The organism is Clostridium putrefaciens, assembly GCF_900461105.1.
Taxonomy (GTDB): domain Bacteria; phylum Bacillota; class Clostridia; order Clostridiales; family Clostridiaceae; genus Clostridium_L; species Clostridium_L putrefaciens.
In genome coordinates this window covers 1814467-1839120 of sequence record NZ_UFWZ01000001.1, presented here as the reverse complement: position 1 = coordinate 1839120, position 24654 = coordinate 1814467, and the positions used below count along the sequence as shown (strand labels likewise).

Here is a 24654-nt window from a genome sequence, read left to right as displayed (position 1 = left end):
ATAAAGAATAAAGTATCTTAGTGAAGAGAATGATATATATAACATATAGATCTAGGGTTAAATATCAATTAAATTGTAAGATATAAAAACATATACAAAGCATGTATGTTAATTTTAATTAACACTGGAATAATACGCTATTAACTTTAAAGTATTATTATGAAATTGTAGTAAATAAGTTAGATATTAAAAATGGAGGTAGAAACATGAATAAAAATATATCAAAGTTTATTAAAACTGGCTTATCAATAGTACTTATTGGAGGAATTTTAGCAGGGTGCTCAACTAAATCAGAAAATAAAGAAAGTGAAAATAAAATAGAAGGAAGTATAACAGTTACAGGATCTACAGCGCTTCAACCATTAGCACAGCAAATTGCTAAAATGTTTAATGAAAAGAATCCAAATGCAATTATAAGTGTCCAAGGAGGCGGAAGCGGTACAGGGCTTAAAGATGTGGCCGCAGGAAATGTTGATATCGGTAACTCAGATGTTTTTGCAGAAGAAAAGTTGGATCAAGATAAAGCTAAAGAACTTATAGATAATAAAGTTTGTGTAGTTGGATTTGCAGCTGTTGCTAACTCAAAAGTAAATCTAAATAGCTTAACTAAAGATCAACTTATAGATATATTTACAGGTAAAATAGTTAACTTTAAAGAACTTGGTGGAGATGATATAAAGATAACTATAATAAGTAGACCAGATTCTTCAGGGACTAAAGCAACTTTCAAAAAATATGCTTTAGATGGAGCTAAAGAAGCAACAGGAGAAGCGTTGAAAGAAGATTCAAGTGGTGCTGTGGCTAAAGCAGTTAAAGAAACAGAAGGATCGATATCCTATCTAGCATCATCCTATTTATCAAACGAAAAAAACTTAGACGGAATTAAAGTTTTAAAGTATGAGGATGTAGAGATGTCAAAAGAAAATATAACTACAGGTAAATATCCTATATGGTCTTATGAACACATGTACACAAAAGGTGAAGCAGTTGGGTTAACAAAGGCATATATAGAGTTTTTTGCTACAGATGAATCTAAAAGGGCTATGGAGAAATTAGGATATTATCCAACTAGTGACATGAAAGTTACAAGAGATAAATAATATTATTTTTATACATTCTAAGAATTAGAATAGCGGGGTTGTGATGATATGAAAAGAGATCTTAAAAATAAGATTAAAAATGAATATTTAGGTAGAGCATATGCTACCTTTTGCGGTATGCTTATTATTATTTTGACTATATCTATAATATATTTTATTGCATCAAAGGGTATGAAATTGTTTATACTAAACAACCAATCTATTTCAGAATTCTTGTTTTCTAAAGTTTGGGATCCAGAAGAGAGGAAGTATGGTGCTTTAATATATATATTAGGATCATCAGCCGTTTCACTTGGAGCAGTTATAATAAGTACTCCGCTTGCAATAGCTCTTGCTATCTTTATTAATATGATATCTCCAAAACTTGGAGAAAAGGTAATGCAACCTGCTATGGAACTATTTGTTGGTATACCATCTGTAGTTTATGGATGGATTGGTATAAGCGTTTTAGTACCAATTATAAAGAATTATTTAGGCGGTGTTGGATTTAGTCTTTTAGCAGGAATACTAGTTTTAAGCGTAATGATTCTTCCAACAATAACAAGCATAGCCACTGTAATATTATATATAATTTCAGGATTTGTTATATTACTTTACAGCAAGAATATTAGGTAAAAAGTTACATGAATCTTACACTGGAAAGATATAGGGGGGAATTGTAATGAGCATAATTCAAACAAAAGATCTTGACTTATACTATGGAAATTCACAGGCTTTAAAAAAGATAAATTTAAATATAGACAAAAATACAGTTACAGCCCTTATTGGCCCCTCAGGTTGTGGAAAGTCAACATTTTTAAGAACTATAAATAGAATGAATGACTTAATTGCTTCAGTAAAGATAAAAGGGCAGGTTTTATTTGAAGGTGAAAATATATACGATGACTATGATGTAATTGAACTTAGAAAGAGAATAGGAATAGTATTTCAAAAGCCAAATCCATTTGTTATGTCTGTTTATGACAATGTAGCTTACGGGCCTAGAATACACGGAATAAAAAATAAGGCAAAGCTTGATGAAATAGTAGAAAATAGTTTAAAAGAATCTGTGCTTTGGGAAGAGGTAAAAGATAGATTAAAAAGGAATGCCATGGGACTTTCAGGGGGACAACAACAAAGGCTTTGTATAGCAAGAACCTTAGCTGTAGAGCCAGAAATAATTCTTATGGATGAACCCACATCTGCATTAGACCCAATATCTACGCTAAAGATAGAAGAATTAATGGATACATTAAAAAAGGAATATACAGTAATTATAGTTACACATAATATGCAACAAGCAGGGAGGATATCAGATAACACTGCATTTTTTCTTACAGGAGAAGTTATTGAATATGGAAAAACAGAAGAAATATTTCACAGACCTTTAGATAAAAGAACAGAAGATTATATAACAGGTAGATTTGGCTAAATTTAAAATGAGGTGATATCATGACAAGAACATCTTTTGATACGGATTTAAAAAACCTTCACAGGGAAGTCTTAAGAATGGGTAGCATTGTAGAAAAACAGATACACTTGTCTATAAAGGCTCTTGAAGAACAAGATGAAAGCCTTTCTCTTCAGGTTATAAAACAAGATGATTTAGTAGATGATCTTGAAAGAGAAATAGAGGATAAGTGTATAAAACTTATAGCAATGCAACAACCTTTAGCTAAAGACCTTAGAAATGTATTCACCACTATAAAAATAGTAACAGATTTAGAACGTATGGCTGACCACGCTGTAGATATTGCAAAAATAGTTATAAGATTAAAAGATGAGAAATATATAAGAGAACTAACAGATATACCAAGGATGTCTTTAATTATTCAAGAAATGATAAGAGATTCTTTAGATGCATATATAAACGCTGATTCATCTAAAGCTTATGCTGTATGTAAGATGGATGATGAAATAGATGATATTTACGAGTGTTCATTTACAGAGCTTTTAGATTATATGATAGAAGATAAAAGCAATGCAAAACAAGCTACTCAGTTTTTATTTGTATTTAAATTTCTAGAAAGAATAGCAGATCATGTAACTAATATATGTGAATGGACCATCTATTTAGTTACAGGTGAAACTGTAGATTTAAATGATTAATAAATACTAAAAAATAATATGTAGATAAAAGTCACAATAAGTTGTATAATGTATAATGGAATATTAATTTAGATTTATATTTAAGAGAGTAAATTAAAGAAATTTATATTTTAAGAGAAGATGTAAAAATGTTTTTTCATCTTCTCTTATTTTATTGACTATAAAGGCCAATTAATGTAATATAACTAATTGATAGCAATAAATATGGGAGTGGGAAGATGAATACAAAAATATGCAAAATATTTAAAGATAGTATAGCAGAAGAGTTGGGTATAGAAATTGGAGATAAAATAATTAGTATCAACGGAAATCAAATAAAAGATATAATAGATTATAGATTTCTGATGGCAGATGAGTATGTAGAGGTGGAGATAGAAAAGTCCGATAAGGAACTGTGGATTCTAGAGATAGAAAAGGACTATGATGAAAAACTTGGAATAGAATTTGAAGATGCCATAATGGATGATGCTAGAAGCTGTAGTAATAAGTGCATATTTTGTTTTATAGATCAACTTCCAAAAGGGATGCGTAAATCACTGTATTTCAAAGATGATGATTCAAGACTTTCTTTTTTACAAGGAAATTTTGTAACCCTAACTAATATGAAAGATGATGATATAGATAGAATTATAAGATATAGAATTAGTCCTATTAATATATCTGTACATACTACTAATGGAGAGTTAAGAAAAAAGATGCTCAACAATAGGTTTGCAGGAGATATATATGATAACCTAAGAAAGCTAGCTTCGGCGGGAATACAAATGAACTGTCAAATAGTTAGTTGTCCTGGCGTTAATAATGGAGAAGAATTAGTAAATACTATTGGAGATCTTTATAAACTTCATCCTTATATTGAAAATGTGGCTGTAGTACCAGTTGGAGTTACTATGCATAGAGAAGGATTATTTCCGTTAAAGTTGTATAATAAACAATTGGCTACAGAAGAGATAAAAAACGTTAGGAAACTTCAAGATATATATGAAGGTGAAATTAATGAACCCTTTGTAAGATTATCTGATGAATTTTATATAACATCAGGTATGGAAATTCCAGAAGATGATTTTTATAGGGGATTTAAACAACTAGAAGATGGTATTGGAATGATAAGATTTTTTAGAGATACAATAAAAAAAGATTTAGACAAGTTGAATAAATATAGCACTGGTAGTTTTACTATGGTTACAGGGGTATCTGCTTATGAAGAGATATTAATGGCATCAAAAAGCATTATGGGAAGTAACCCCAATATTCATATAAGCGTGGAAAAGACTATCAATAAAGTTTTTGGGGAAACTATAACAGTAGCAGGACTACTAACAGGAAAAGATATAATAGATAATTTAAGAGAAAAACAATTAGGTGAGTTCATAATTATACCTAAAAATATGTTAAGAAGTGGCGAAAAAGTATTTTTAGATGATATAACATTAGATAAAATGGAAAGTGAACTTGGCAAGGAAGTATTAGTTTGTGATTATACAGGCGAAGACTTGATAGATATAATAAATAGTAATTGTAAGGAGGAACAAATATGGCAAAACCAGTAGTTGCAATAGTAGGTAGACCAAATGTAGGTAAATCCACTTTGTTTAACAAATTAGCAGGTAAAAGAATTTCAATAGTAGAAGACACTCCAGGGGTAACAAGAGATAGAATATACGCAGAGGCTGAATGGTTAAGGTATAACTTCACAATGATAGATACAGGTGGTATAGAGCCACAAAATGATGACATTATAATTGCTCAAATGAGAAGGCAAGCACAAATTGCTATTGAAACCGCTACTGTAATAGTATTTATAGTAGATGGTAAAGAAGGGCTTACACCAGCAGACCATGAAGTTGCACATATGCTTAGAACTAGCAAAAAGCCTGTAGTACTTGTAGTAAATAAGGTAGATTCACTTAAAGATGAAAATAATGCCTTTGAATTTTATAATTTAGGAATAGGGGACCCTATAACTATATCAGCAACTCAAGGACTAGGTCTTGGAGATATGCTTGATACTATAGTAGAACACTTTAAAGATAGTGATTATCAAGAAAATGATGATGAATACATTAGAATAGCTATGGTAGGTAAACCCAATGTAGGTAAGTCATCATTAATTAATAAACTTTTAGGTGAAGATAGGGTTATTGTAAGTGATATACCTGGAACAACTAGAGATTCTATAGATAGTCACTTAGAAACTGAACTAGGTAAATTTATATTAGTAGATACAGCAGGCCTTAGAAGAAAGAGTAAAGTTAAAAAGGAAATTGAAAGATATAGTGTTATAAGAACTCTAACATCTATAGAAAGATCTGATGTGTGTATACTTATGATAGATGCACAAGATGGTGTTACTGATCAAGATGAAAAGATTATTGGATATGCTCATGAACTTAATAAGGCTGTAATGATAGTAGTTAACAAATGGGACTTAATAGAAAAAGATGATAAAACTATGGAGAAGTTTAAAAAAGAAATAGCTATAAAATTATCATTTTTAAGTTATGCACCATATCTATTTATTTCAGCACTTACAGGACAAAGAACACATAAGATTTTAGCTATGGCAAAGGATTGCTATAATAATTATTCTAGAAGAATAACTACTGGATTATTAAATGAAGTTGTAAATAGAGCAATACTTATGAAAGAGCCACCTGTAGTAGCACTTAAGAGATTAAAAGTATACTATGTTACTCAAACTGGTGTAAAACCGCCTACATTTGTATTTTTCGTAAATAGTAAAACTACATTACATTTTTCTTATGAAAGATACTTAATGAATCAGTTAAGAGCTGGATTTAATTTTGAAGGTACTGGAATTAAATTAGAATTTAGAGAGAAAAAAGAGTAATATGAGTAAGATAACCTTTCTTGGCGGAGGAAGTTTTGGGAGTGCCTTAAGTGTACTTTTAGCTAAAAAGGGCAATGTTATTACCCTTTGGGATAGGAAGAAGTCTGTTATAGATGATATAAATAATAATAGAAGTAATAATAAATATCTAAAAGATGTAAGGTTTCCTGAAAATGTATTTGCAACAGAAGATATTACATTAGCTTTAAAAGATTCAGAATTTGTAATCCTTGCAGTTCCATCTCATGCTATAAGAGAGATATCAAAAGTTATAAAGCCATATATCTCAAAAGAAGCTATTGTTATAAGCATTGCAAAGGGCATAGAGGAAGGAAGCTATAAAAGATTATCGCAGGTTATAGAAGAAGAGTTAGAAAATCCAATTGTAGTATTTTCAGGTCCTAGTCATGCAGAGGAAGTTTCTTTAGACATACCTACAACAGTAGTTGTAAGCTCAAAGGATATGGATAAAGCAAAGGTTGTTCAAGAACTGTTTTTTACACAAAGTCTTAGAGTTTACACTAATGACGATTTAATTGGTGTAGAAATAGGCGGAGCTGTTAAAAACATAATAGCTTTGGCAGCTGGTATATCTGATGGTATAGGGTATGGTGATAATGCAAAAGCTGCTTTAATGACTAGAGGTATGAATGAGATAATTAAGGTTGGTGAATGTCTTGGAGGAAAGAAAGAAACATTTTTCGGACTTACAGGCATGGGTGACTTAATAGTAACCTGTACTTCTTTTCATAGTAGAAACAGGAGGGCAGGTATACTAATAGGTGAAGGAAAGACTATGGATGAAGCTATTGAAGGTGTAGGTATGGTAGTAGAGGGTATAAAAAGCTGTAAGGCTTTTTACGAATTAAAAGAAAAACTAAATGTATCTATGCCAATAACTGATACTTTATATAAGGTTCTTTTTCAAAACAAAGACCCTAAAAAGGGTGTTAAAGAATTAATGCAAAGAGACAAAAAAAGTGAAATTTATTAAGAAGACTAAAATTAGTCTTCTTTTTTTTGTTAGAAGTAATAAAGTCAACAAAGTATCAATATATATATAATGTTAACATATAGTTTAGGAGGGTAGAAATTGAATAATTTTAACATATACAAGGATATATCAGAACGAACCCAAGGGGATATATATGTAGGAGTTGTAGGTCCTGTTAGAACAGGTAAATCAACATTTATTAAACGGTTCATGGATACCATGGTAATTCCTAAAATCGAAAATGCCTATAAAAAACAAAGAGCAAAAGATGAATTGCCACAAAGCTCCTCTGGAAAGAGTATTCACACAACAGAACCTAAATTTGTTCCGAATGAAGCTATAGAGATGAGTTTAGAAGATGGGATAAAGTTCAAGGTTAGAATGGTTGACTGTGTTGGATACATTGTAAAAGGAGCACTTGGATATAAAGAGGGAGAAGAGCCTAAGATGGTGACTACACCTTGGTATGATTATGCAATACCATTTGAAGAAGCAGCAGAGATAGGAACAAAAAAGGTTATTACAGAGCATTCTACTATAGGTCTTTTAGTAACTACAGATGGAAGTATAACAGATATAACAAGAGAAGAGTATGTAGAGGCAGAAGAGAGGGTAGTGGAAGAATTAAAAAGCATGAATAGACCCTTTATAATTGTTCTTAACTCATCTAAGGAATATGCTCCAGAAACTATAGCACTAAGGAAAGAATTAGAAGAAAAATATGATGTACCCGTTCAAACATTAGATGTATTAAATATGGAAGAAAAGGATATGATGAATCTTTTCCAAAAGGTACTAAAAGAGTTCCCAATTAAAGAGATAAATATAGATATGCCTCAATGGATAGAAAAACTTGAGGGCACACACTGGCTTAAAATTAATTTCTTGAACATAATAAAGGATATGTGCAAAAATGTTTATAAGGTAAGAGATATAAAGAAAATTTTAGATGGAATAAAAGAAGAGGAATTTCTAGAAAATGCTTTAATTGATGAGATGGATATGGGAGAAGGTATAGCTAGGGTTACTATGAATCCTAAGGGTGGAGTATTTTATCAAATACTTAGTGAAATATGTGATTCTAGTATAAAGGGAGAAGATGAACTTTTAACGGTTATAAAAGAGTTCCATTTAGCAAAGGTTGAATACGATAAAATATCTATGGCATTAAAAGATGTAAAAGAAACAGGTTATGGACTTGTACCACCTCAATTGGCTGAAATGAAATTTGAAGAGCCAGAGATAGTAAAACAAGGTAATAAGTATGGTGTGAAATTAAAAGCAAGCGCACCATCATTGCATTTTATTAAGGCAGATATTAAAACAGAGATATCACCTATTATGGGATCAGAAAAAGAAAGCGAAGATCTAGTAAAGTCTTTATTAGAACAATTTGAAAGTGATCCTTCAAAAATGTGGCAAAGTAATATGTTTGGTAAGTCCTTAGAAGTATTAGTAAAAGAAGGACTTCAAAATAAGTTATATAAGATGCCAGAAGATGTCCAAAGCAAAATTCAAAGGACGCTTCAAAAGATAATAAATGAAGGAAATGGTGGGCTCATTTGTATTATATTATAAATTTGATGTTAGCTTAAATATTAAATTTAAATTAAGAGTGTGACAAAGTATGGATTATACTTTGTCACACTCTTAAATAACATAAGAATTACAATTAATTATTAGAGTATTGTATAATAAGACTCTAATATATTTACATAAAGATAATATGAAGCTATAATAATAGGTAAGTACGTTATTATAACCAATAATTTAATACTGTGAAATGTAGCCCTTCGTCTTAAATACAGGATGATAGGTTTTATTTTTTTAAAATAACATATAGTATATTTAAAGTACATATTTGAAAGGATGAATAGCATGAGTAATGAAGAACTAGGAGAATTTTTATTTCCTAAAATAGAGAAAACGCCTAAATATTATTTAGAGAATTATCCTAAAAGAGAAATTAAAAAACAGTCTAAGGTAGTTAGATATGCGCCAAGCCCTACAGGATTTCAACATATAGGTGGTGTATTTGCAGCGCTTATAAATGAAAGAATAGCAAGTCAAAGTGAAGGTGTTTTTATATTAAGAATAGAGGATACTGACCAAAAAAGAGAGGTTGAGGGAGCCATTTATGACACTATAGAAACCATGAAGCACTTTGGAATGGATTTTAACGAGGGTGTAACAGGAGAAGGTGAAGAAATAGGTGGATATGGTCCTTATAAACAAAGTCTTAGAAAAGAAATTTATCAAACCTTTGCAAAAGACTTAGTTAAAAAAGGATTAGCATATCCATGTTTTTGTACTCAAGAAGAATTAAATGAAGTTAGGGAAAAGCAAACTTCAATAAAAGTTACTCCAGGGTATTATGGGGAGTATGCAAAATGCAGAAATTTATCTTTAGATGATATTAAATCTCATATTGAAAAGGGCCACAATTTTATTTTAAGATTAAAGTCCCCAGGAGATATAGAAAATAGAGTTGAATTTCATGACTTAATAAAAGGCGATATATCTTTTCCAGAAAATAATCAAGATATAGTTATAATAAAGTCAGATGGGCTCCCAACTTACCATTTTGCACATGCTATTGACGATTATTTAATGAAAACTACCCATGTAATAAGAGGTGAAGAATGGTTATCCTCATTACCAATACATGTTCAATTATTTCAGGTTTTAGGATTTGATGCTCCAAACTTTGCTCATATTCCAACCATAATGAAACAAGATGGAGACGCTAAAAGAAAGCTAAGCAAAAGAAAAGATCCTGAAAGTGCTGTTTCTTATTACAAAGAACAAGGGTATCCTGTAGAGTCAGTTACTGAGTATCTTTTGAATATAATAAACTCTAATTTTGAGCAGTGGAGAGAAGAAAATCCTGATATAAGTTATAAAGAGTTTCCAGTATCTTTAGAGAAGATGAGCAAAAGTGGAGCCTTATTTGATATAATTAAGCTAAATGATGTAAGCAAAAATATAATAGCTAAAATGAACTCCGACAAGGTATATGACTTATATATAGAGTGGACAAAAGAATTTGATAAAGAAAGTTATGATCTTGCAGTTAAGTATGAAGAAAAATTAAGAAAAGTCTTTAATATAGATAAAGAAGGAACAAAGCCAAGAAAAGACTTTGAAAAGTGGAGTGATGTTAAAGAAAAGATATTTTATTTCTTTGATGAACTGTTCTATCTTAAAGGTATAGAGGATGTAGAACTTCCTAAAAATATGAATTTAGATGAAGCAAAAAATATAGTTGAAGAATATATTAAGATATTTGATATAAATGGAGATAATAATATATGGTTTGAAAATCTAAAGTCATTTGCTTTAAAATTAGGTTATGCAGGAGATAGAAAAACCTTTAAAAAGGATCCGGAAAACTACAAAGGCATGGTTTCAGATGTTGCTGGAGTTATAAGGAGTTCTATCACACATAGAACTAATACACCTGATTTGTACACTATAATTCAAATAATGGGTAAAGAAAAGGTAGAAGAAAGATTTAAACGATTTTTAAATCTATAGAATATATTGACAAGTATAATTACAAATGTTAATCTTAATAAGATAGTAAGCCTTTAATTTGATTCAGAGAAATCAGTAAGGAAGTTATAGATGAATGTAACGATATTTATGTTATTGTTATGCCTTCCTTTTTAAGGAAGGCATTTTTTTATTTAAGTTCTTGAGAAATAACTTATTCAAATTATATAAATGCATCTATAGAAATGTAAATAAATAGCGATGAAAGTTAAGGCCTACAAAAATTAAATATTATATAACCTTTAAAATTAACACAGTGATGTTAAAAGGAGAGATGATTATGTTAAAAGGAAGACACTTAATTGACCCTATGGATTTTACTCTAGAGGAAATTCAAGAAATACTTGTTCTAAGCGAAGAGATTATTTTAAATCCAAATGATTATTCAGATATTTGTAAAGGTAAAATATTAGCAAATCTATTCTATGAGCCAAGTACTAGAACCAGATTTAGCTTTGAGGCCGCTATGTTAAGACTTGGAGGCCAAGTTATAGGCTTTTCAGAAGCAATTTCCAGTTCTGTATCTAAGGGTGAAAGTATTGCAGACACTATAAGGACTGTAGGCTGCTATGCTGATATATCAGCTATTAGACACCCTAAAGAGGGATCCTCAAAAATTGCATCTCAGTACTCCTCTATTCCAGTAATAAATGCAGGAGATGGAGGACATCAACATCCAACTCAGACACTTACAGATTTACTTACCATAAAAAGCATAAAAGGAAACTTAGATAATAATGTAATTGGTATTTGTGGTGATTTAAAATTTGGAAGAACAGTACACTCTCTAATAAAATCCATGTCTCGATACAAAAACAATAAATTCGTATTAATATCTCCAAAAAAGTTAAGCATACCAGATTATATAAGTAAAGAAGTATTAAAGAAAAACAATATAGAATACCTAGAAATAGAAAAAATGGATGACGTAATAAAAGATTTAGATATTCTTTATATGACAAGAGTTCAAAAAGAAAGATTTTTTAATGAAGATGAGTATTTAAAACTTAAAGACAGTTATATATTAAATAAGGAAAAGATGAATAAAGCTAAAGAAGATATGATAGTTATGCATCCTTTACCAAGAGTTAATGAAATATCCTATGAGGTAGATGAAGATCCAAGGGCTTGTTATTTTGAGCAAGCTAAGTATGGAATGTATGCAAGAATGGCTCTAATAGCTAAGCTTTTGGGGGTGAACTAATATGGTTTCTATAAATAGTATTAGAAAAGGTATTGTAATAGATCACATAAAAGCTGGACTTGGTATGAAAATATTTAAGTATCTAGGATTAGATACTGCAAATTATACTGTTGCCTTAATTATGAATGCTCCAAGTTCCAAACTTAATATGAAAGATATGATAAAAATAGAGAATGAATTAGATATAGATTATACAGTACTTGGGATTTTGGATGCTTCCATAACCATAGATATAATAGAGGATGAAAAGATAGTAAAAAAATTAAAACTTCAATTACCTCTAAATGTTGAAAATATAATAAAGTGTAAAAATCCAAGATGTGTAACTTCGGTAGAAAATTATATTACTCAAAGCTTTTATTTATCAGATAGAGAAAATAGTGAGTATAGATGTGCTTATTGTGATGAAGCTTCTAATCTTGAAGATATATAAAAAGGAGGAGTAATAATGAAATTACTTATAAAGAATGTAAATATAATAGATTATAAGGATAACTTTTTCGGAGATGTTTATATAGAAGAAGGGAAGATAACTAGTATAGGTAAAAGTATAGATAAAAGATGCGAAATTATAGATGGAAAAGGATATAAATTGCTTCCGTCTTTTATAGATCTTCATAGTCATTTTAGATATCCAGGGTATACCTATAAAGAAGATTTATATACAGGAAGTAAAGCTGCAGCAAAGGGTGGTTACACAGTAGTGAATCTTATGGCAAATACAAATCCTGTTTGTAGCAATATAAAGGTACTAAATACCATCAGAAATAAGGCTAAAGAAATAAGTATAATTGATATAAATCAGTGCATGTCAATTACAGAGGATATTAAGGGTGAAAATATTGATACCCTTAAAGAAATAACAAGGTATGATGATATTAAATTTGTAAGTGATGACGGTAAAGGTGTATCGGATAGCAAAGTTATGATTGAGGCTATGAGGGTATGCAAAGATAAAGATATTACAATGATTTCACATGCTGAAAGCCAAGAGTTATCAGATATTGATATGAGGCTTGCTGAAAATACTATGACATGGAGAGATATTGTACTTTCTAAATTTACGGGGGTAAAGCTTCACTTAGCACATGTTAGTACAAAAGAATCTATGAAATATGTAATTGAGGCTAAAGAGGAAGGGGCTAATGTAACCTGCGAGGTAACGCCTCATCATATAGCACTTACTTCTAAAATAAACTATAGAGTAAATCCTCCTTTAAGAGAAGAAGAAGATAGAAAGTTTTTGATAAAGGCAATTAAAGATGGGTATGTAGATGCAATAGCTACAGACCACGCACCTCATAGCAAAGATGATAAAGAAAAAGGATCTTCTGGTCTTATAGGACTTGAAAGTGCTTTTAATATATGTTACACCACCTTAGTTAAAGAAGAAGGAATATCTATAAATAAGTTATCAGAAATTATGTCATATAATCCAGCAAGGATAATGGGACTTAACAAGGGGAAAATTAGCATAGGGTTTGACGCAGACTTTGTTTTAGTAGATACAGAAAAACAATGCGAAATATATGAGAAAGATATAATTTCAAAAAGTAACAACACCCCATTTATAGGGTTTAAAGGATATGGAAAAATACTTGCAACTATAAAAGGTGGTAAGTTTATTTATAAAGGAGATATATAGTTATGAGTATAATGGATAAGCTTTACGAAAAGGTTGAAGATAGAGGAAATACTTGTGTAGGTTTAGATACCAGCTTAGATTATATACCTTTATCAATAAAGAGAAAATTTACAAATTATGAAGATATGATATTTAATTTTAATAAAGAGATAATAGACTCAACCTTTGATAGGGTGGCTTGCTTTAAACTTCAGATAGCTTATTATGAGGCGCAAGGTATAGAAGGTTTAAGAGCATACTCAAAGACATTGAAATATATAAAAGAAAAAAACTCTTTAGCTATAGGTGATATAAAAAGAGGCGATATAAAAGATACAGCAAAGATGTATGCCAAAGCGCATTTTGAAGGAGAGTTAGAGGCTGACTTTATAACTTTAAATCCTTATATGGGGATGGATAGCATAGACCCATATCTGCCTTATATAAAAAAAGGAGATAAAGGAGTTTTTATTTTACTTAGAACCTCTAATAAGGGAGCCGAGGATATACAGTATATAGAATCAAAAGATGGGAAAAGGGTATATGATATCGTGGGCGAAAAGATATCTTATATGGGTAAGGAGTATATAGGTGAAAAAGGCTATAGCCAAGTAGGAGCTGTTGTAGGCTGCACTCACATAGAAGAAGGAAAAGGTTTAAGAAAGGAGTTAAATAATACATTCTTTTTAATACCTGGATATGGGGCTCAAGGTGGAAGTGCAAAGGATGTAGCAATTTATTTGAATAAAGGTAATGGTGGAGTTGTGAACTCTTCTAGAAAGATAATTTTAGCTTACAAAGACCATGAGGGAGAAGCGGTAGGATTTTATGCCAGGCAGGAAGTAATAAGAATGAATGATGAAATAAAAGATGCTTTAAACATTTAAATTTGTGGAGGTATATATGAGTGCTTATTTTAGGAAAGTAAGGGTAATAAAAAATGAAGAAATATATAATAATATATTTAGTCTTTGTGTTGAATTGAATGAAGAGGCAGAAAATTTACTTGCAGGTAAGTTTTATATGTTAAAGTCAGAAGATACGGAAACACTTTTACCAAGACCAATAAGTATATGTAGTTTTGATTTAAATAAATTAGAATTTCTTTATGAAGTTGTGGGAAAGGGTACTAAAAGTTTTAGTACCCTTTCTACGGGAGATTATATAAATATAATTGGACCTTTAGGGAACGGATTTCCAACTAATGAAGCTAAAGGAAAGATAGCTATTATATCTGGAGGTATTGGCATAGCACCAATGAAAGAACTCATAAAAATGTTAAAGGATTCAAAGGATGTAGATATAATACACTTATATTCAGGTTTTAGAGAAAAATCATATTTTATGGAAAGCTTTAAAGATACAGCAGACAAAATATATATAGCTACAGATAGTGGAAAAGAAGGACATAAAGGATTTATAACAGATATTATAGATTATAAAAATTATGATTTAGTATTTTGTTGTGGTCCCCTACCTATGATGAAAAAGGCTGTACAAAGCTGCAAGGAATGTGGGGTTAAGTCTTATATATCTATGGAGGGTCATATGGCCTGCGGCGTTGGAGCCTGCCTTGTATGCACATGTAAAACTAAAGAGGGAAATAAAAGAACATGTAAAGATGGACCGGTTTTCTTAGGCGAAACCTTAGAATTTTAAAGGGAGAGTATTATGAAAATAAATATAAATGGTATTCAATTTAAAAATCCTGTTATAGCAGCATCTGGAACCTTTGGATTTGGACAAGAATATAATGATTTTTACGATGTAGGAAAGCTTGGAGCTATATGTACTAAAGGGCTTACTCTAAATCCTAAAGAAGGAAATGAAGGTATTAGATCTTATGAAACTCCTTTAGGAATGTTAAACAGTGTAGGGCTACAAAATATAGGAGTAGAAGAGTTTGTAAGAAGTGAACTTCCTAAAATGAAAAAACTAAATACCAATATAATAACTAATTTAGGTGGAGGATCTATAGAGGACTACGAAAGGGCCATAGAGATTTTAAATGGTATTGATATTGATATGATAGAACTTAACATATCTTGTCCTAATGTAAAAGAGGGGGGCATGGCCTTCGGTATAAAATCTAAAGTCGCTTATGATGTAGTATCTAGAATAAAAAAGATAAGCAAAAAAAAGATAATGGTAAAGTTATCTCCTAATGCCGAGGACATTGTAGATATGGCATATAATTGCTGCATGGCTGGAGCGGACAGTTTGTCATTAATAAATACTTTAAAGGGCATGGCTATAGATATAAAATCAAAGAAACCTGTATTTAATAACATATTTGCTGGGCTATCTGGGCCATCAGTTAAACCTATAGCACTAAGAATGGTTTATGAAGTTTCTTCTAAAGTGAATATACCTGTAGTTGGAATAGGGGGTATAGGATCAACAGAAGACGCACTTGAATTTATAATGGCAGGAGCTACAGCAGTTCAGATAGGAACTGCAAATTTTTATAATCCAAGAGTTGGAATAGAAGTAGTTAATGGCATACATAAGTATATGAAAGAAGAAGGAATAAAGGATTTGTCAGAAATAAGAGGCATAGCACAAATATAATTTTAAGGAGTTGTTATTATGATTATAGATATATTAAAGAATAGTAAAGCTTTATTAGAAGGTCACTTTTTATTATCATCGGGGATGCATAGCAATAGATATTGCCAGTGCGCAAAGGTATTAGAAGATCCAAAAGAAGCAGAAAAGGTTTTAGAAAATGTAGCAACACAGTTAAAAGATATTGAATTTGATGTTGTGGTTGGTCCTGCTATGGGAGGAATACTTGTAGCTTATGAACTGGCAAGGCAACTTCAAAAGACATGTATCTTCACCGAAAGGCAAGATGGAAAGATGACACTAAAAAGAGGGTTTGAATTAAAAAAGGGAGAAAAGGTTATAATCTCAGAAGACGTAGTAACTACAGGGAAATCTTTTAAAGAAACAGAAGAGGTTATAAAATCATACGGAGCAGAAGTAGTAGCTGTTGCTTGCATAGTGGATAGAAGTAATGGGATAATACACGAAAGACCACTATACAGCGCTATAAAGCTTAACGTAGATAACTATGATTCAGATAATTGCCCTTTGTGTAAAAAAGGTATACCTTATATAAAACCTGGTAGTAGGGATATTAAATAAGGTTACAATTAAATCCCACTATAAGGTATTAAATATTTTATAGTGGGATTTAAAGTTATACAAGCTTTGATTAAAAAATACATACATTTACTTATAGCACACAAGATGATATAATAAAAAAACCAATTTTATTAAATTTATTAAAGGAGATATAGTTTATGCTTTTTAGTAGTTTGACATTTGTTTTTGGGTTTTTACCAATGGTATTATTTTTATATTATATATGTCCAAAAAGATTAAGAAATTTTGTACTTCTAGTGTTTAGCTTGTTTTTTTATGCATATGGAGGACCAAAGTTTTTAATTGTAATGTTAGTTTCAATATTTATCAATTATATACTAGGAATAATGGTTGATAAATACAGAGAAGAGCCTTTTAAAATAAAGGTAATCTTATTTATTACAGTGTTTTCAAACTTGATGATTTTAATCTATTTTAAATATACTAACTTTATAGTAGACAATATTAGTAGATTATTAGATGTAAATATGAATATAAATCAAATTGTTCTTCCGATAGGAATATCATTTTTTACATTTCAGGCTATGAGTTATGTAATAGATGTTTACAAAGAACGAGGGGAAGTTCAGAAGAACCCCCTAAATGTAGCTCTTTATATATGCTTTTTCCCACAATTAATTGCGGGACCTATTGTGCGTTATGAGACTGTATCGAATCAAATAAGATATAGAAAAGAAAGTATTCCACAATTTGTTTCAGGGATAGAAAGATTTATTATTGGGTTATCTAAAAAGGTTATCATTGCAAACAGCATGGGACTTATAGCTGATGAAATATTTGAAATAAGGTCAGCAGAATTATCTATAATATTGGCTTGGATAGGTGCTATAGCTTATTCATCGCAAATATACTTTGATTTTTCAGGGTATTCTGATATGGCTATTGGTCTTGGTAGAATGTTTGGATTTGAATTTTTAGAAAATTTTAATTATCCGTACATATCAAAATCTATTTCAGAGTTTTGGAGAAGGTGGCATATTTCACTTGGAACTTGGTTTAGAGATTATGTATATATCCCAATAGGAGGAAGTAGGGGGAATGCATTTTCAAGACACAGGAATTTGCTAATTGTATGGATTTTAACAGGACTATGGCATGGTGCAAGCTGGACATTTATATCTTGGGGATTATATTTTGGTATAATAATTGCAATTGAGAAAGCGGGATTAGAAAAGCTTCTTAAAAAGATGTGGATACCGCTACAACATTTGTATACGTTGATTTTGGTTATATTTGGATGGGTGTTATTTAGATCACCAGGAATTACTTATGCTATAAACTTTATTAAAACAATGATTGGATTAAATGGTAATGAATTATACAATTCTGCAGTAATGTATTATATTCATGATTATCGAGTAGAATTTATTATAATGATACTTGCATGTATTCCATTTGCAAGTGTTATAAAGAGAAAAGTAGATTTAATAAGAATTGAAGCTTTAAGAAACTGCTTAACTCAAATAATGTATCCTGGAATCTTAGGTTTATTATTAATCTTTACGGTTATGAACCTTGTAAATTCTACATTTAATCCATTTATATATTTTAGATTTTAGGTGGTGAAGAGATGAATAAAGTAAAAAATACGTTAATGATTTCTATTTTTGTAATTATTATAGGTGGCTTTTCTATAGGAAGCCTTTTACAAACGGATAGGGATGTGTCATATATAGAATTTAGATCTCTAACCAAAATTAGTAGACCATCCAAAAATGAATTATTAGATGGTACTTATTTTAGTAAGACTGATGAATATATGTCTGATCAATTCTTTCAAAGAGATAAGTGGGTAAAAGCACATATTCTTTTTAATATAAATGTGTTGAAGAAGACTAAAATAAACAATGTTGTAATTGGTAAAGAGGGTTATTTGTTAAATTTTAATCCTAATATAGATATTGATCAGGTGAAAGAAAAGTCATATAAAAGCATCCATAGTAATGTCACGAATATAAACGAACTTTCAAGCTATCTTCAAAATAGGAATAGCTCTTTATGTTTTGTTTCTGTTCCTGTTCAATCAAAATATAGGTATGACAGATACCCTTATTTTATGAATAATAATAAAGAAAAGCAAAATTTTGTAGAAGATACATTTCATAATCTTTTAAGTGAAAATGTTAATTTTGTAGATATGAGAGAGATATTTTATAAAAATAAGGATGATAATTTTTACTATAAAACTGATCATCACTGGAATATGAATGGTGCCTTTTTAGGATATCAAAGTGTTATAAATAAGTTATCTGAAAGGTATCCAAGTGTTGGCAAACCATATAATAAAGAAGATTATGATATCAAGTCGTATTCAAAGTTTTATGGGTCACAAAATAGACAGTTATCCCTTATGTTTAAAACTGATGATAATATTGATTTATGGTATCCTAAGTATGAGTTACCTAAGTACAAAAAGTACGGAGGAGATGGATATGATAATAATATCTTTTATCTTGATAATCTAAACTCTAGCAATACATATGCAACTTATATGAATGGTGACCAGGCAGAGACTATAATAGAAACTAACAGAGATGAATTGCCAAATGCTTTGATTTTTGGAGATTCATTTACTAATCCTGTAGAACCATATTTAAGTCAACACTTCAATACTACAAGAATTATTGATTTAAGATACTATAAAGACATGAGTCTTTATGAATATATTGATAAGAATAACCCGGATATAGTAATTATGATTATGAATAGCGGGGATCTTGATGGTGGAGGTGGAAATTTAAATTTCAGGTAAGGTTATGTGAATAATAGCTATATAGTTAAAAATACTATAGATATTTTTAATAGATATAAAGAACAGTATTCAAAATACTAATTTGATATAAAGTATAAAAGGTGTTATTATATTACTGTTGGGTATACATCTAACAATACTAGGCTCCTTGGTCAAGCGGTCAAGACACCACCCTCTCACGGTGGAATCAGGGGTTCGATTCCCCTAGGAGTCACCAAATTCTGAAATATAAAGGTTTGAAGAAATTCAAATCTTTATATTTTTTTGTTTTCTCAAAGGTTTCTACGCCCGGAAAACAATATTTTCTTTAGAATGTAATAGGCAAATAAAATATTTGATTTTTCAATAATAGTATTTTATCCCTTTTCAATTTTAGCTAAAGTAAGTATAATAGCATTGTACTTAAAATATATAAATAATGTAGTGAAGGTGAATTATGGGAAAGTTAATATTGGCAGAAAAGCCTTCTGTAGCTAGAAATATAGCAGAAGCACTAGGATGTAAAACTAAAAAAGATGGATATATTGAAGGTCCAGGATATGTAATAACTTGGGCCTTTGGTCATTTATTGACCTTGTATGATGGCAAGGATTATGATGAAAAGTTAGCTTTATGGGATTTTGATTACTTTCCGTATATACCAGGTGAGTTCAAGTATAAAATTAAAAATGACAGTAAAAATAAAAAGGTAGTTGATAAAGGGGCAAAAAAGCAATTAGATATTATAAGCAGCCTTATAAATAGAAAAGATATAGAAGAAATTATAACAGCTACAGATTTTGATAGGGAGGGAGAGCTTATTGCTCTTCTTATATTTAAATACTTAAATGTAAAAAAGCCTATACAGAGGATATTAATTAACGAATGGACGCCAGAAGAGGTTAATAAAGGATTGAACAACTTAAAGACAAATGCTCAAATGAGTACCCTCCAAGATGCTGGACTTAGTAGGCAACTAGCAGACTGGGTTATAGGTATAAACTTCACTGCTGTTGCTACAATGAAGTATACAAGGGGAAGAGGTAACTTACTTAATATTGGAAGAGTACTTATGCCAACACTTAAGTTAATCTATGATAGGGAATTAGAAATAAAGAACTTTAAACCAGAAGCTTTTAATGAATTATTTACTACCTTCGAAAATCAATTTGGAAAGTATAAAGGAAAGTTTTTTCACGGAAGCAAGGATAAGTTTACAAATAAGGAAAGTGTTATTAGATTAAAAGATGAGGTTGAGGGAAAGCCTGGTGTAATAAAGAGCAAAAAAGTTGAGATAAAAAATGAATATCCACAAGCACTATTTAACTTAAGTAATTTGCAAGGATTTGTTACTAGTAAATTCAATGGATGGACGGCTGATAAGGTGTTAAAGGTAGCACAAAGTTTATATGAAAAAAAATACATAACCTATCCTAGAACCGAAAGTACGGCGCTAGAGGAAAGTATTAAGGATAAGGCTAAAAATGTATTAACTATCCTTAAAAAGGATATTCCATTTAAGGATGAAATAGTTTTTAATGAGTCAAAAAAGGTATTTAATAATGAAAAGGTAGAAAGCCATAGTGCTATAATACCAACTTATATTGTTCCTAAAAACTTAGATAAAGATGAAATGGAACTGTATAGTAGTATAAAAAATAGATTTTTATCTCAATTTATGGATGCATCGCAGTATGAAAATACCGAGATTGTAACATCTGTACAGGGAGATAATTATGAAAGGTTATTTGTGACTAAAGGAAGAATACTTATAAATAAAGGTTGGCTTAAGCTTTATAATGAAGATAAAAAGGAAGAACTATTACCAAATATAAGTGAAAATGAGAAGGTTGAAAGTAGTGACACTACTGTTGTTTCTAAAAAGAGTAAGCCACCTGCTCATTATACAGAAAAGACACTTTTAAAATCGATGGAAACCTGCGGTAAAGGAAATAAATCACAAGAGCAAGATGATGAAGAGTCCAAAATATTATATGGATACTCTATAGGTACCGCAGCTACAAGAGCAGATACCATAAATAAGCTAAAGTATGCACGGTATATATCTACAAAAGGAAAATCACTATTAATAACTGATATAGGAAGTAAGCTTATAGAAAACTTTCCAGTAAAAGAATTAATGGATACTGATTATACAGGAAGGCTTGAAAAGAAATTATATGATATAGAAAAAGGAAGTTATAATAAGGATGAGTTCTTAAAAGAAATATATAATTTTACAAGGGTTGGGGTAAGAAGGATAAAATCGAATAGAGCTACTATAATAAATGATACAAGAGACGTGAAAGAAATAAAAAAGTAACTATTAACTAGCTTTTACACTATAAATTAATAGTTACTAATATTAAAGTGATAAGATTAAAGCACTAAACAAATTTTTAGTGAAGTGACCCCTTGAATAATAAAAGGGGGTCTACAGTAATATATTTGGTAATATATTGATTACATATCAATATTAATTTCATTAGAATCTTCACCCAAAAGCCTTAATCTTTTTAGCTTGCTTTCAATATATAAAGTGACAAATAAAACCTCTATACCCGTACATATAAAATATATACCAATTAATTTTGATAAGGTTAAAAAGACAACATAAGGTTTAAATATAACCATTAGGGCAAAACATAAAGATATGAAGGATAGAATTATACCTAAATATCCGTTTTCAACACTTCTTCCTTTAAAGGATTTTAAAAATAAGGTTATGGAAATATAAGCACACCATAAACCTAATATGATAGAAAATGATAATATTGATAGGTTTTCGTTGGAATAAAATAAGATAGCCACAATAATAAAAATAATCCCTTCGAATAAGTTTAAAATAAACATATAATTTTCTCTGAATCTACGTTTATCTACTAAAGTTTTTATAAGTTTTATAGAACCTAGAGTAATCAAGAGTAGCTGAAAGATTAATGATAAAATAGAAAGAGATTCTGTGGGATATACAAAGCTTATAATACCTATAAATAGGAATAAGATACCTTGCAATATTGATAACATCTTAATATGCTTCATAAACTTTCCTCCTTTATTAATGTATATACATATATTATAAAGGATATATAGTATAAAGAATAGATGTATAGTAAAGAAAGGGGTGCCAAATGAAAAGCAAAAAAAATGAGTTCTCTGTAGAAAAACCGAGATTACCATCATTATTAGAAGATATGAATCTATCATATGAAGATTTACAAGATGAAGAGTATATATCTTCTGTTAATATAACTAATTTTCATCTTCAAGGTGAAAGTGTAAAAAGAGTTAACTTAACGGAAACAATATTAAAAGGAAGTACGTTTATAGGATGTTCATTTCAAAGGGCTGAACTTGTGGATGTAAGGTTTCAAAATTGTGATTTGTCTAATGTGAATTTAGAAAGTGCTATAATACATAGAGTAGAATTTATAAATTGTAAACTTATAGGTATTAATTTAAGTGAAGCAAATTTAAAAAACATTACTTTTAGTGAGTGTAATTTAAGATATGCGCTTTTTTCATTTTCTAAGTTTAATGAAATAAAGTTTAATGAATGTGAATTAGGGTTATCTGATTTTCAGGAAGCTAACTTTAGTAAAGTTGGATTCTATGATTCAAACCTTTCAGAATGCCATATGGAAGGGGCTAGACTAAAAGATATAGATTTAACTAGCTGTGATATAGAAGGCATTACTATTAGTATAGAAGATCTTAAAGGTGTTATAGTATCACCAATTCAAGCAGTATCTTTATCTAAGCTTATGGGTATTATTATAAAATGATTAATGGTACATCAAATTTCCTCCAAAAAATTTGATGTACCATTATATTATAATATGGGAGAAAGTAGTCTTGTAATAGATTCTGCAAATCTAACCCAAAGGCCTCTGTCTTCAAAAGATTTTAGAGTTACTTCCTTTGAATCTAATATATCCTTTTTAAATTGTATCTCCATTTTATTAGAGATATTTTCATTGTAAATAAAACAATTTGTTTCAAAGTTTAATTTAAAACTACGTATATCCATATTTGCACTTCCGATACTACACACGTTGCTATCAGATACTATGGTTTTAGAATGCAAAAAACCTTTGTTATAATAATAAACTCTAACACCACTTTTTAAAAGCTCCCCAACATAAGAACTAGCGGCCCAAAACATAAATTTATGATCAGGTACCCCGGGAATCATAATCCGAACATCAACCCCAGATAAAGCGGATAATTTTAAAGATTCTAAAGTAGTCTCATCTGGAATAAAATAAGGGCTTTGGACGTATACACTTTTTTTAGCATTATTTATAATCTTAACAAATCCATTTCTAATGTAAGGACTTTTATGGTCTGGACCACTTGAAACTATTTGAGTACCTGTTATCTCGTCTATAGATAGATCAATTGTTAAATACTTTCCATAATCATGTATTATTTCTTCAGAAGCATAAGTCCAATCCATAAGGAATCTTTCTTCTAAATCCCTTACAGCTTCACCAGCAACTTTTAAATGAGTATCCCTCCAGTAACCAATTTTTTTATCCTTACTTAAATATTCATTTCCAATATTAAAGCCTCCAACAAAACCAACTTTACCATCAATTACAGCTATTTTCCTGTGGTTTCTAAAATTGATTCTTTTATTTAAATGAGGAAGTAGTGCAGGGAAAAATACAGCATATTTTCCACCAGAATCTACAAAGTTTTTCAAATAACGTTTACTATTAATTTTATATGATCCCATTGAATCAAATAAAACTTTAACTTCTATATTTTCTTTTGCCTTTTTAGTAAGTAAATCCATTAGCATTTTACCAGTTTCGTCTTTGCTTATAATATAGTACTCAATATGAATAAAGCTTTTACTATTTTCGATAGCGGTGAAAAGTTCTTTAAATTTTTCTTTACCATCAAAAATCAAGTCTATATTATTTTTTTGAGTGTAAAATGAGTGGGAGTTTCTATAATTCATTTTAATTAAATCTATATTTTCAAAAGTACCCTCATCTAGTACATATTCTTTTCGTGAATTTAGTAAATAATCACATTTTTTTCGTTCATCAACAATAATTTTCTTGTTGAATAATTTTTCTTTGCTTAAATTTCTACCTAAAAGAAGATAAATAACAAATCCTATTACTGGGAGGAGTATTATAACTAATAACCAAGCCCAAGTAGTAGATGGATTCTTCCTTTCAAAAAATATAAGAATAGTTGCAAAAAACAAATTAATAACAATTACTAGGATTCCGACTATGATATTTAATTTCATAAATTTATACTCCTTAAAATATTTGAACTTACTTATAATTAAACATAATAATTCTATATAATTATTT

General features: G+C 29.9%; 21 protein-coding genes, 1 tRNA gene and 1 pseudogene. 21 read left to right on the top strand and 2 right to left on the bottom strand.

The genetic code is table 11. The features are described 5' to 3' along the window. The first annotated feature begins 206 nt into the window (after nucleotides 1–206). From DY168_RS08075 to DY168_RS07980, 20 genes and pseudogenes are all read left to right on the top strand, one after another. Nucleotides 207–1100: a phosphate ABC transporter substrate-binding protein gene (locus DY168_RS08075; RefSeq protein WP_115641307.1), complete on the top strand. Its 894-nt coding sequence runs from the start codon at nucleotides 207–209 to the stop codon at nucleotides 1098–1100. 48 nt (nucleotides 1101–1148) lie between these two features. After that, a pseudogene (locus DY168_RS08070) lies at nucleotides 1149–1652 on the top strand (PstC family ABC transporter permease); the annotation flags it as partial. Between the two features lie 109 nt (nucleotides 1653–1761). Next, on the top strand, nucleotides 1762–2511 hold the full coding sequence (gene pstB / locus DY168_RS08065; RefSeq protein ID WP_115641305.1) for a phosphate ABC transporter ATP-binding protein PstB: 750 nt from the start codon (nucleotides 1762–1764) through the stop codon (nucleotides 2509–2511). A gap of 20 nt (nucleotides 2512–2531) precedes the next feature. Beyond that, nucleotides 2532–3188: a phosphate signaling complex protein PhoU gene (gene phoU, locus DY168_RS08060; RefSeq protein ID WP_115641304.1), complete on the top strand. Its 657-nt coding sequence runs from the start codon at nucleotides 2532–2534 to the stop codon at nucleotides 3186–3188. A 218-nt stretch (nucleotides 3189–3406) separates the two neighbouring features. Beyond that, a complete protein-coding gene (locus DY168_RS08055; RefSeq protein WP_115641303.1) occupies nucleotides 3407–4738 on the top strand; it encodes a DUF512 domain-containing protein in 1332 nt (443 codons plus the stop codon). Continuing rightward, nucleotides 4723–6039: a ribosome biogenesis GTPase Der gene (gene der / locus DY168_RS08050; RefSeq protein ID WP_115641302.1), complete on the top strand. Its 1317-nt coding sequence runs from the start codon at nucleotides 4723–4725 to the stop codon at nucleotides 6037–6039. The genes DY168_RS08055 and der overlap by 16 nt, the downstream gene beginning before the upstream one ends. A 1-nt stretch (nucleotide 6040) precedes the next feature. Next, nucleotides 6041–7033: an NAD(P)H-dependent glycerol-3-phosphate dehydrogenase gene (locus DY168_RS08045; protein WP_115641301.1), complete on the top strand. Its 993-nt coding sequence runs from the start codon at nucleotides 6041–6043 to the stop codon at nucleotides 7031–7033. Between the two features lie 99 nt (nucleotides 7034–7132). After that, nucleotides 7133–8611 (top strand): stage IV sporulation protein A, encoded by a 1479-nt coding sequence (gene spoIVA, locus DY168_RS08040; protein WP_115641300.1) that lies wholly within the window; start codon nucleotides 7133–7135, stop codon nucleotides 8609–8611. Nucleotides 8612–8911: 300 nt separating this feature from the next. After that, nucleotides 8912–10570 carry a glutamate--tRNA ligase gene (gene gltX, locus DY168_RS08035; RefSeq protein ID WP_115641299.1) on the top strand — a complete coding sequence of 553 codons (1659 nt, stop codon included), beginning with the start codon at nucleotides 8912–8914 and terminating at the stop codon, nucleotides 10568–10570. 298 nt (nucleotides 10571–10868) lie between these two features. Next, complete coding sequence (gene pyrB / locus DY168_RS08030) at nucleotides 10869–11792, top strand: aspartate carbamoyltransferase (protein ID WP_115641298.1); 924 nt, start codon at nucleotides 10869–10871, stop codon at nucleotides 11790–11792. A 1-nt stretch (nucleotide 11793) separates the two neighbouring features. Continuing rightward, nucleotides 11794–12225 (top strand): aspartate carbamoyltransferase regulatory subunit, encoded by a 432-nt coding sequence (locus DY168_RS08025; RefSeq protein ID WP_115641297.1) that lies wholly within the window; start codon nucleotides 11794–11796, stop codon nucleotides 12223–12225. 15 nt (nucleotides 12226–12240) lie between these two features. Next, nucleotides 12241–13437 (top strand): dihydroorotase, encoded by a 1197-nt coding sequence (locus DY168_RS08020; protein WP_115641296.1) that lies wholly within the window; start codon nucleotides 12241–12243, stop codon nucleotides 13435–13437. 2 nt (nucleotides 13438–13439) lie between these two features. Further along, on the top strand, nucleotides 13440–14303 hold the full coding sequence (gene pyrF, locus DY168_RS08015) for an orotidine-5'-phosphate decarboxylase (RefSeq protein ID WP_115641295.1): 864 nt from the start codon (nucleotides 13440–13442) through the stop codon (nucleotides 14301–14303). Nucleotides 14304–14319: 16 nt separating this feature from the next. Next, entirely contained in the window at nucleotides 14320–15075 is a 756-nt protein-coding gene (locus DY168_RS08010; RefSeq protein WP_115641294.1) for a dihydroorotate dehydrogenase electron transfer subunit, read from the top strand. Between the two features lie 9 nt (nucleotides 15076–15084). Further along, nucleotides 15085–15987, top strand: a complete 903-nt coding sequence (locus DY168_RS08005) for a dihydroorotate dehydrogenase (protein ID WP_172556383.1) — start codon at nucleotides 15085–15087, stop codon at nucleotides 15985–15987. 18 nt (nucleotides 15988–16005) lie between these two features. Then, nucleotides 16006–16566 carry an orotate phosphoribosyltransferase gene (gene pyrE / locus DY168_RS08000; RefSeq protein ID WP_115641292.1) on the top strand — a complete coding sequence of 187 codons (561 nt, stop codon included), beginning with the start codon at nucleotides 16006–16008 and terminating at the stop codon, nucleotides 16564–16566. 158 nt (nucleotides 16567–16724) lie between these two features. Next, entirely contained in the window at nucleotides 16725–18146 is a 1422-nt protein-coding gene (locus DY168_RS07995; RefSeq protein ID WP_115641291.1) for an MBOAT family O-acyltransferase, read from the top strand. Nucleotides 18147–18157: 11 nt separating this feature from the next. Continuing rightward, nucleotides 18158–19339 (top strand): DHHW family protein, encoded by a 1182-nt coding sequence (locus DY168_RS07990; RefSeq protein ID WP_115641290.1) that lies wholly within the window; start codon nucleotides 18158–18160, stop codon nucleotides 19337–19339. A gap of 142 nt (nucleotides 19340–19481) precedes the next feature. Continuing rightward, nucleotides 19482–19556 (top strand) — tRNA-Glu (locus DY168_RS07985). 219 nt (nucleotides 19557–19775) lie between these two features. Continuing rightward, nucleotides 19776–21641: a type IA DNA topoisomerase gene (locus DY168_RS07980; protein ID WP_115641289.1), complete on the top strand. Its 1866-nt coding sequence runs from the start codon at nucleotides 19776–19778 to the stop codon at nucleotides 21639–21641. 140 nt (nucleotides 21642–21781) lie between these two features. Here DY168_RS07980 and DY168_RS07975 read toward each other — a convergent pair whose 3' ends face one another. Continuing rightward, nucleotides 21782–22360: an HdeD family acid-resistance protein gene (locus DY168_RS07975; RefSeq protein ID WP_172556299.1), complete on the bottom strand. Its 579-nt coding sequence runs from the start codon at nucleotides 22358–22360 to the stop codon at nucleotides 21782–21784. Between the two features lie 89 nt (nucleotides 22361–22449). Between DY168_RS07975 and DY168_RS07970 the strand changes: the two genes are divergently transcribed. Continuing rightward, nucleotides 22450–23103, top strand: coding sequence for a pentapeptide repeat-containing protein (locus tag DY168_RS07970; protein ID WP_115641287.1), 654 nt, complete (start codon nucleotides 22450–22452; stop codon nucleotides 23101–23103). A gap of 47 nt (nucleotides 23104–23150) precedes the next feature. Here the strand turns inward: DY168_RS07970 and cls are convergent, their stop codons facing one another. After that, nucleotides 23151–24587, bottom strand: a complete 1437-nt coding sequence (gene cls / locus DY168_RS07965) for a cardiolipin synthase (RefSeq protein WP_115641286.1) — start codon at nucleotides 24585–24587, stop codon at nucleotides 23151–23153. Nucleotides 24588–24654 lie beyond the last annotated feature (67 nt).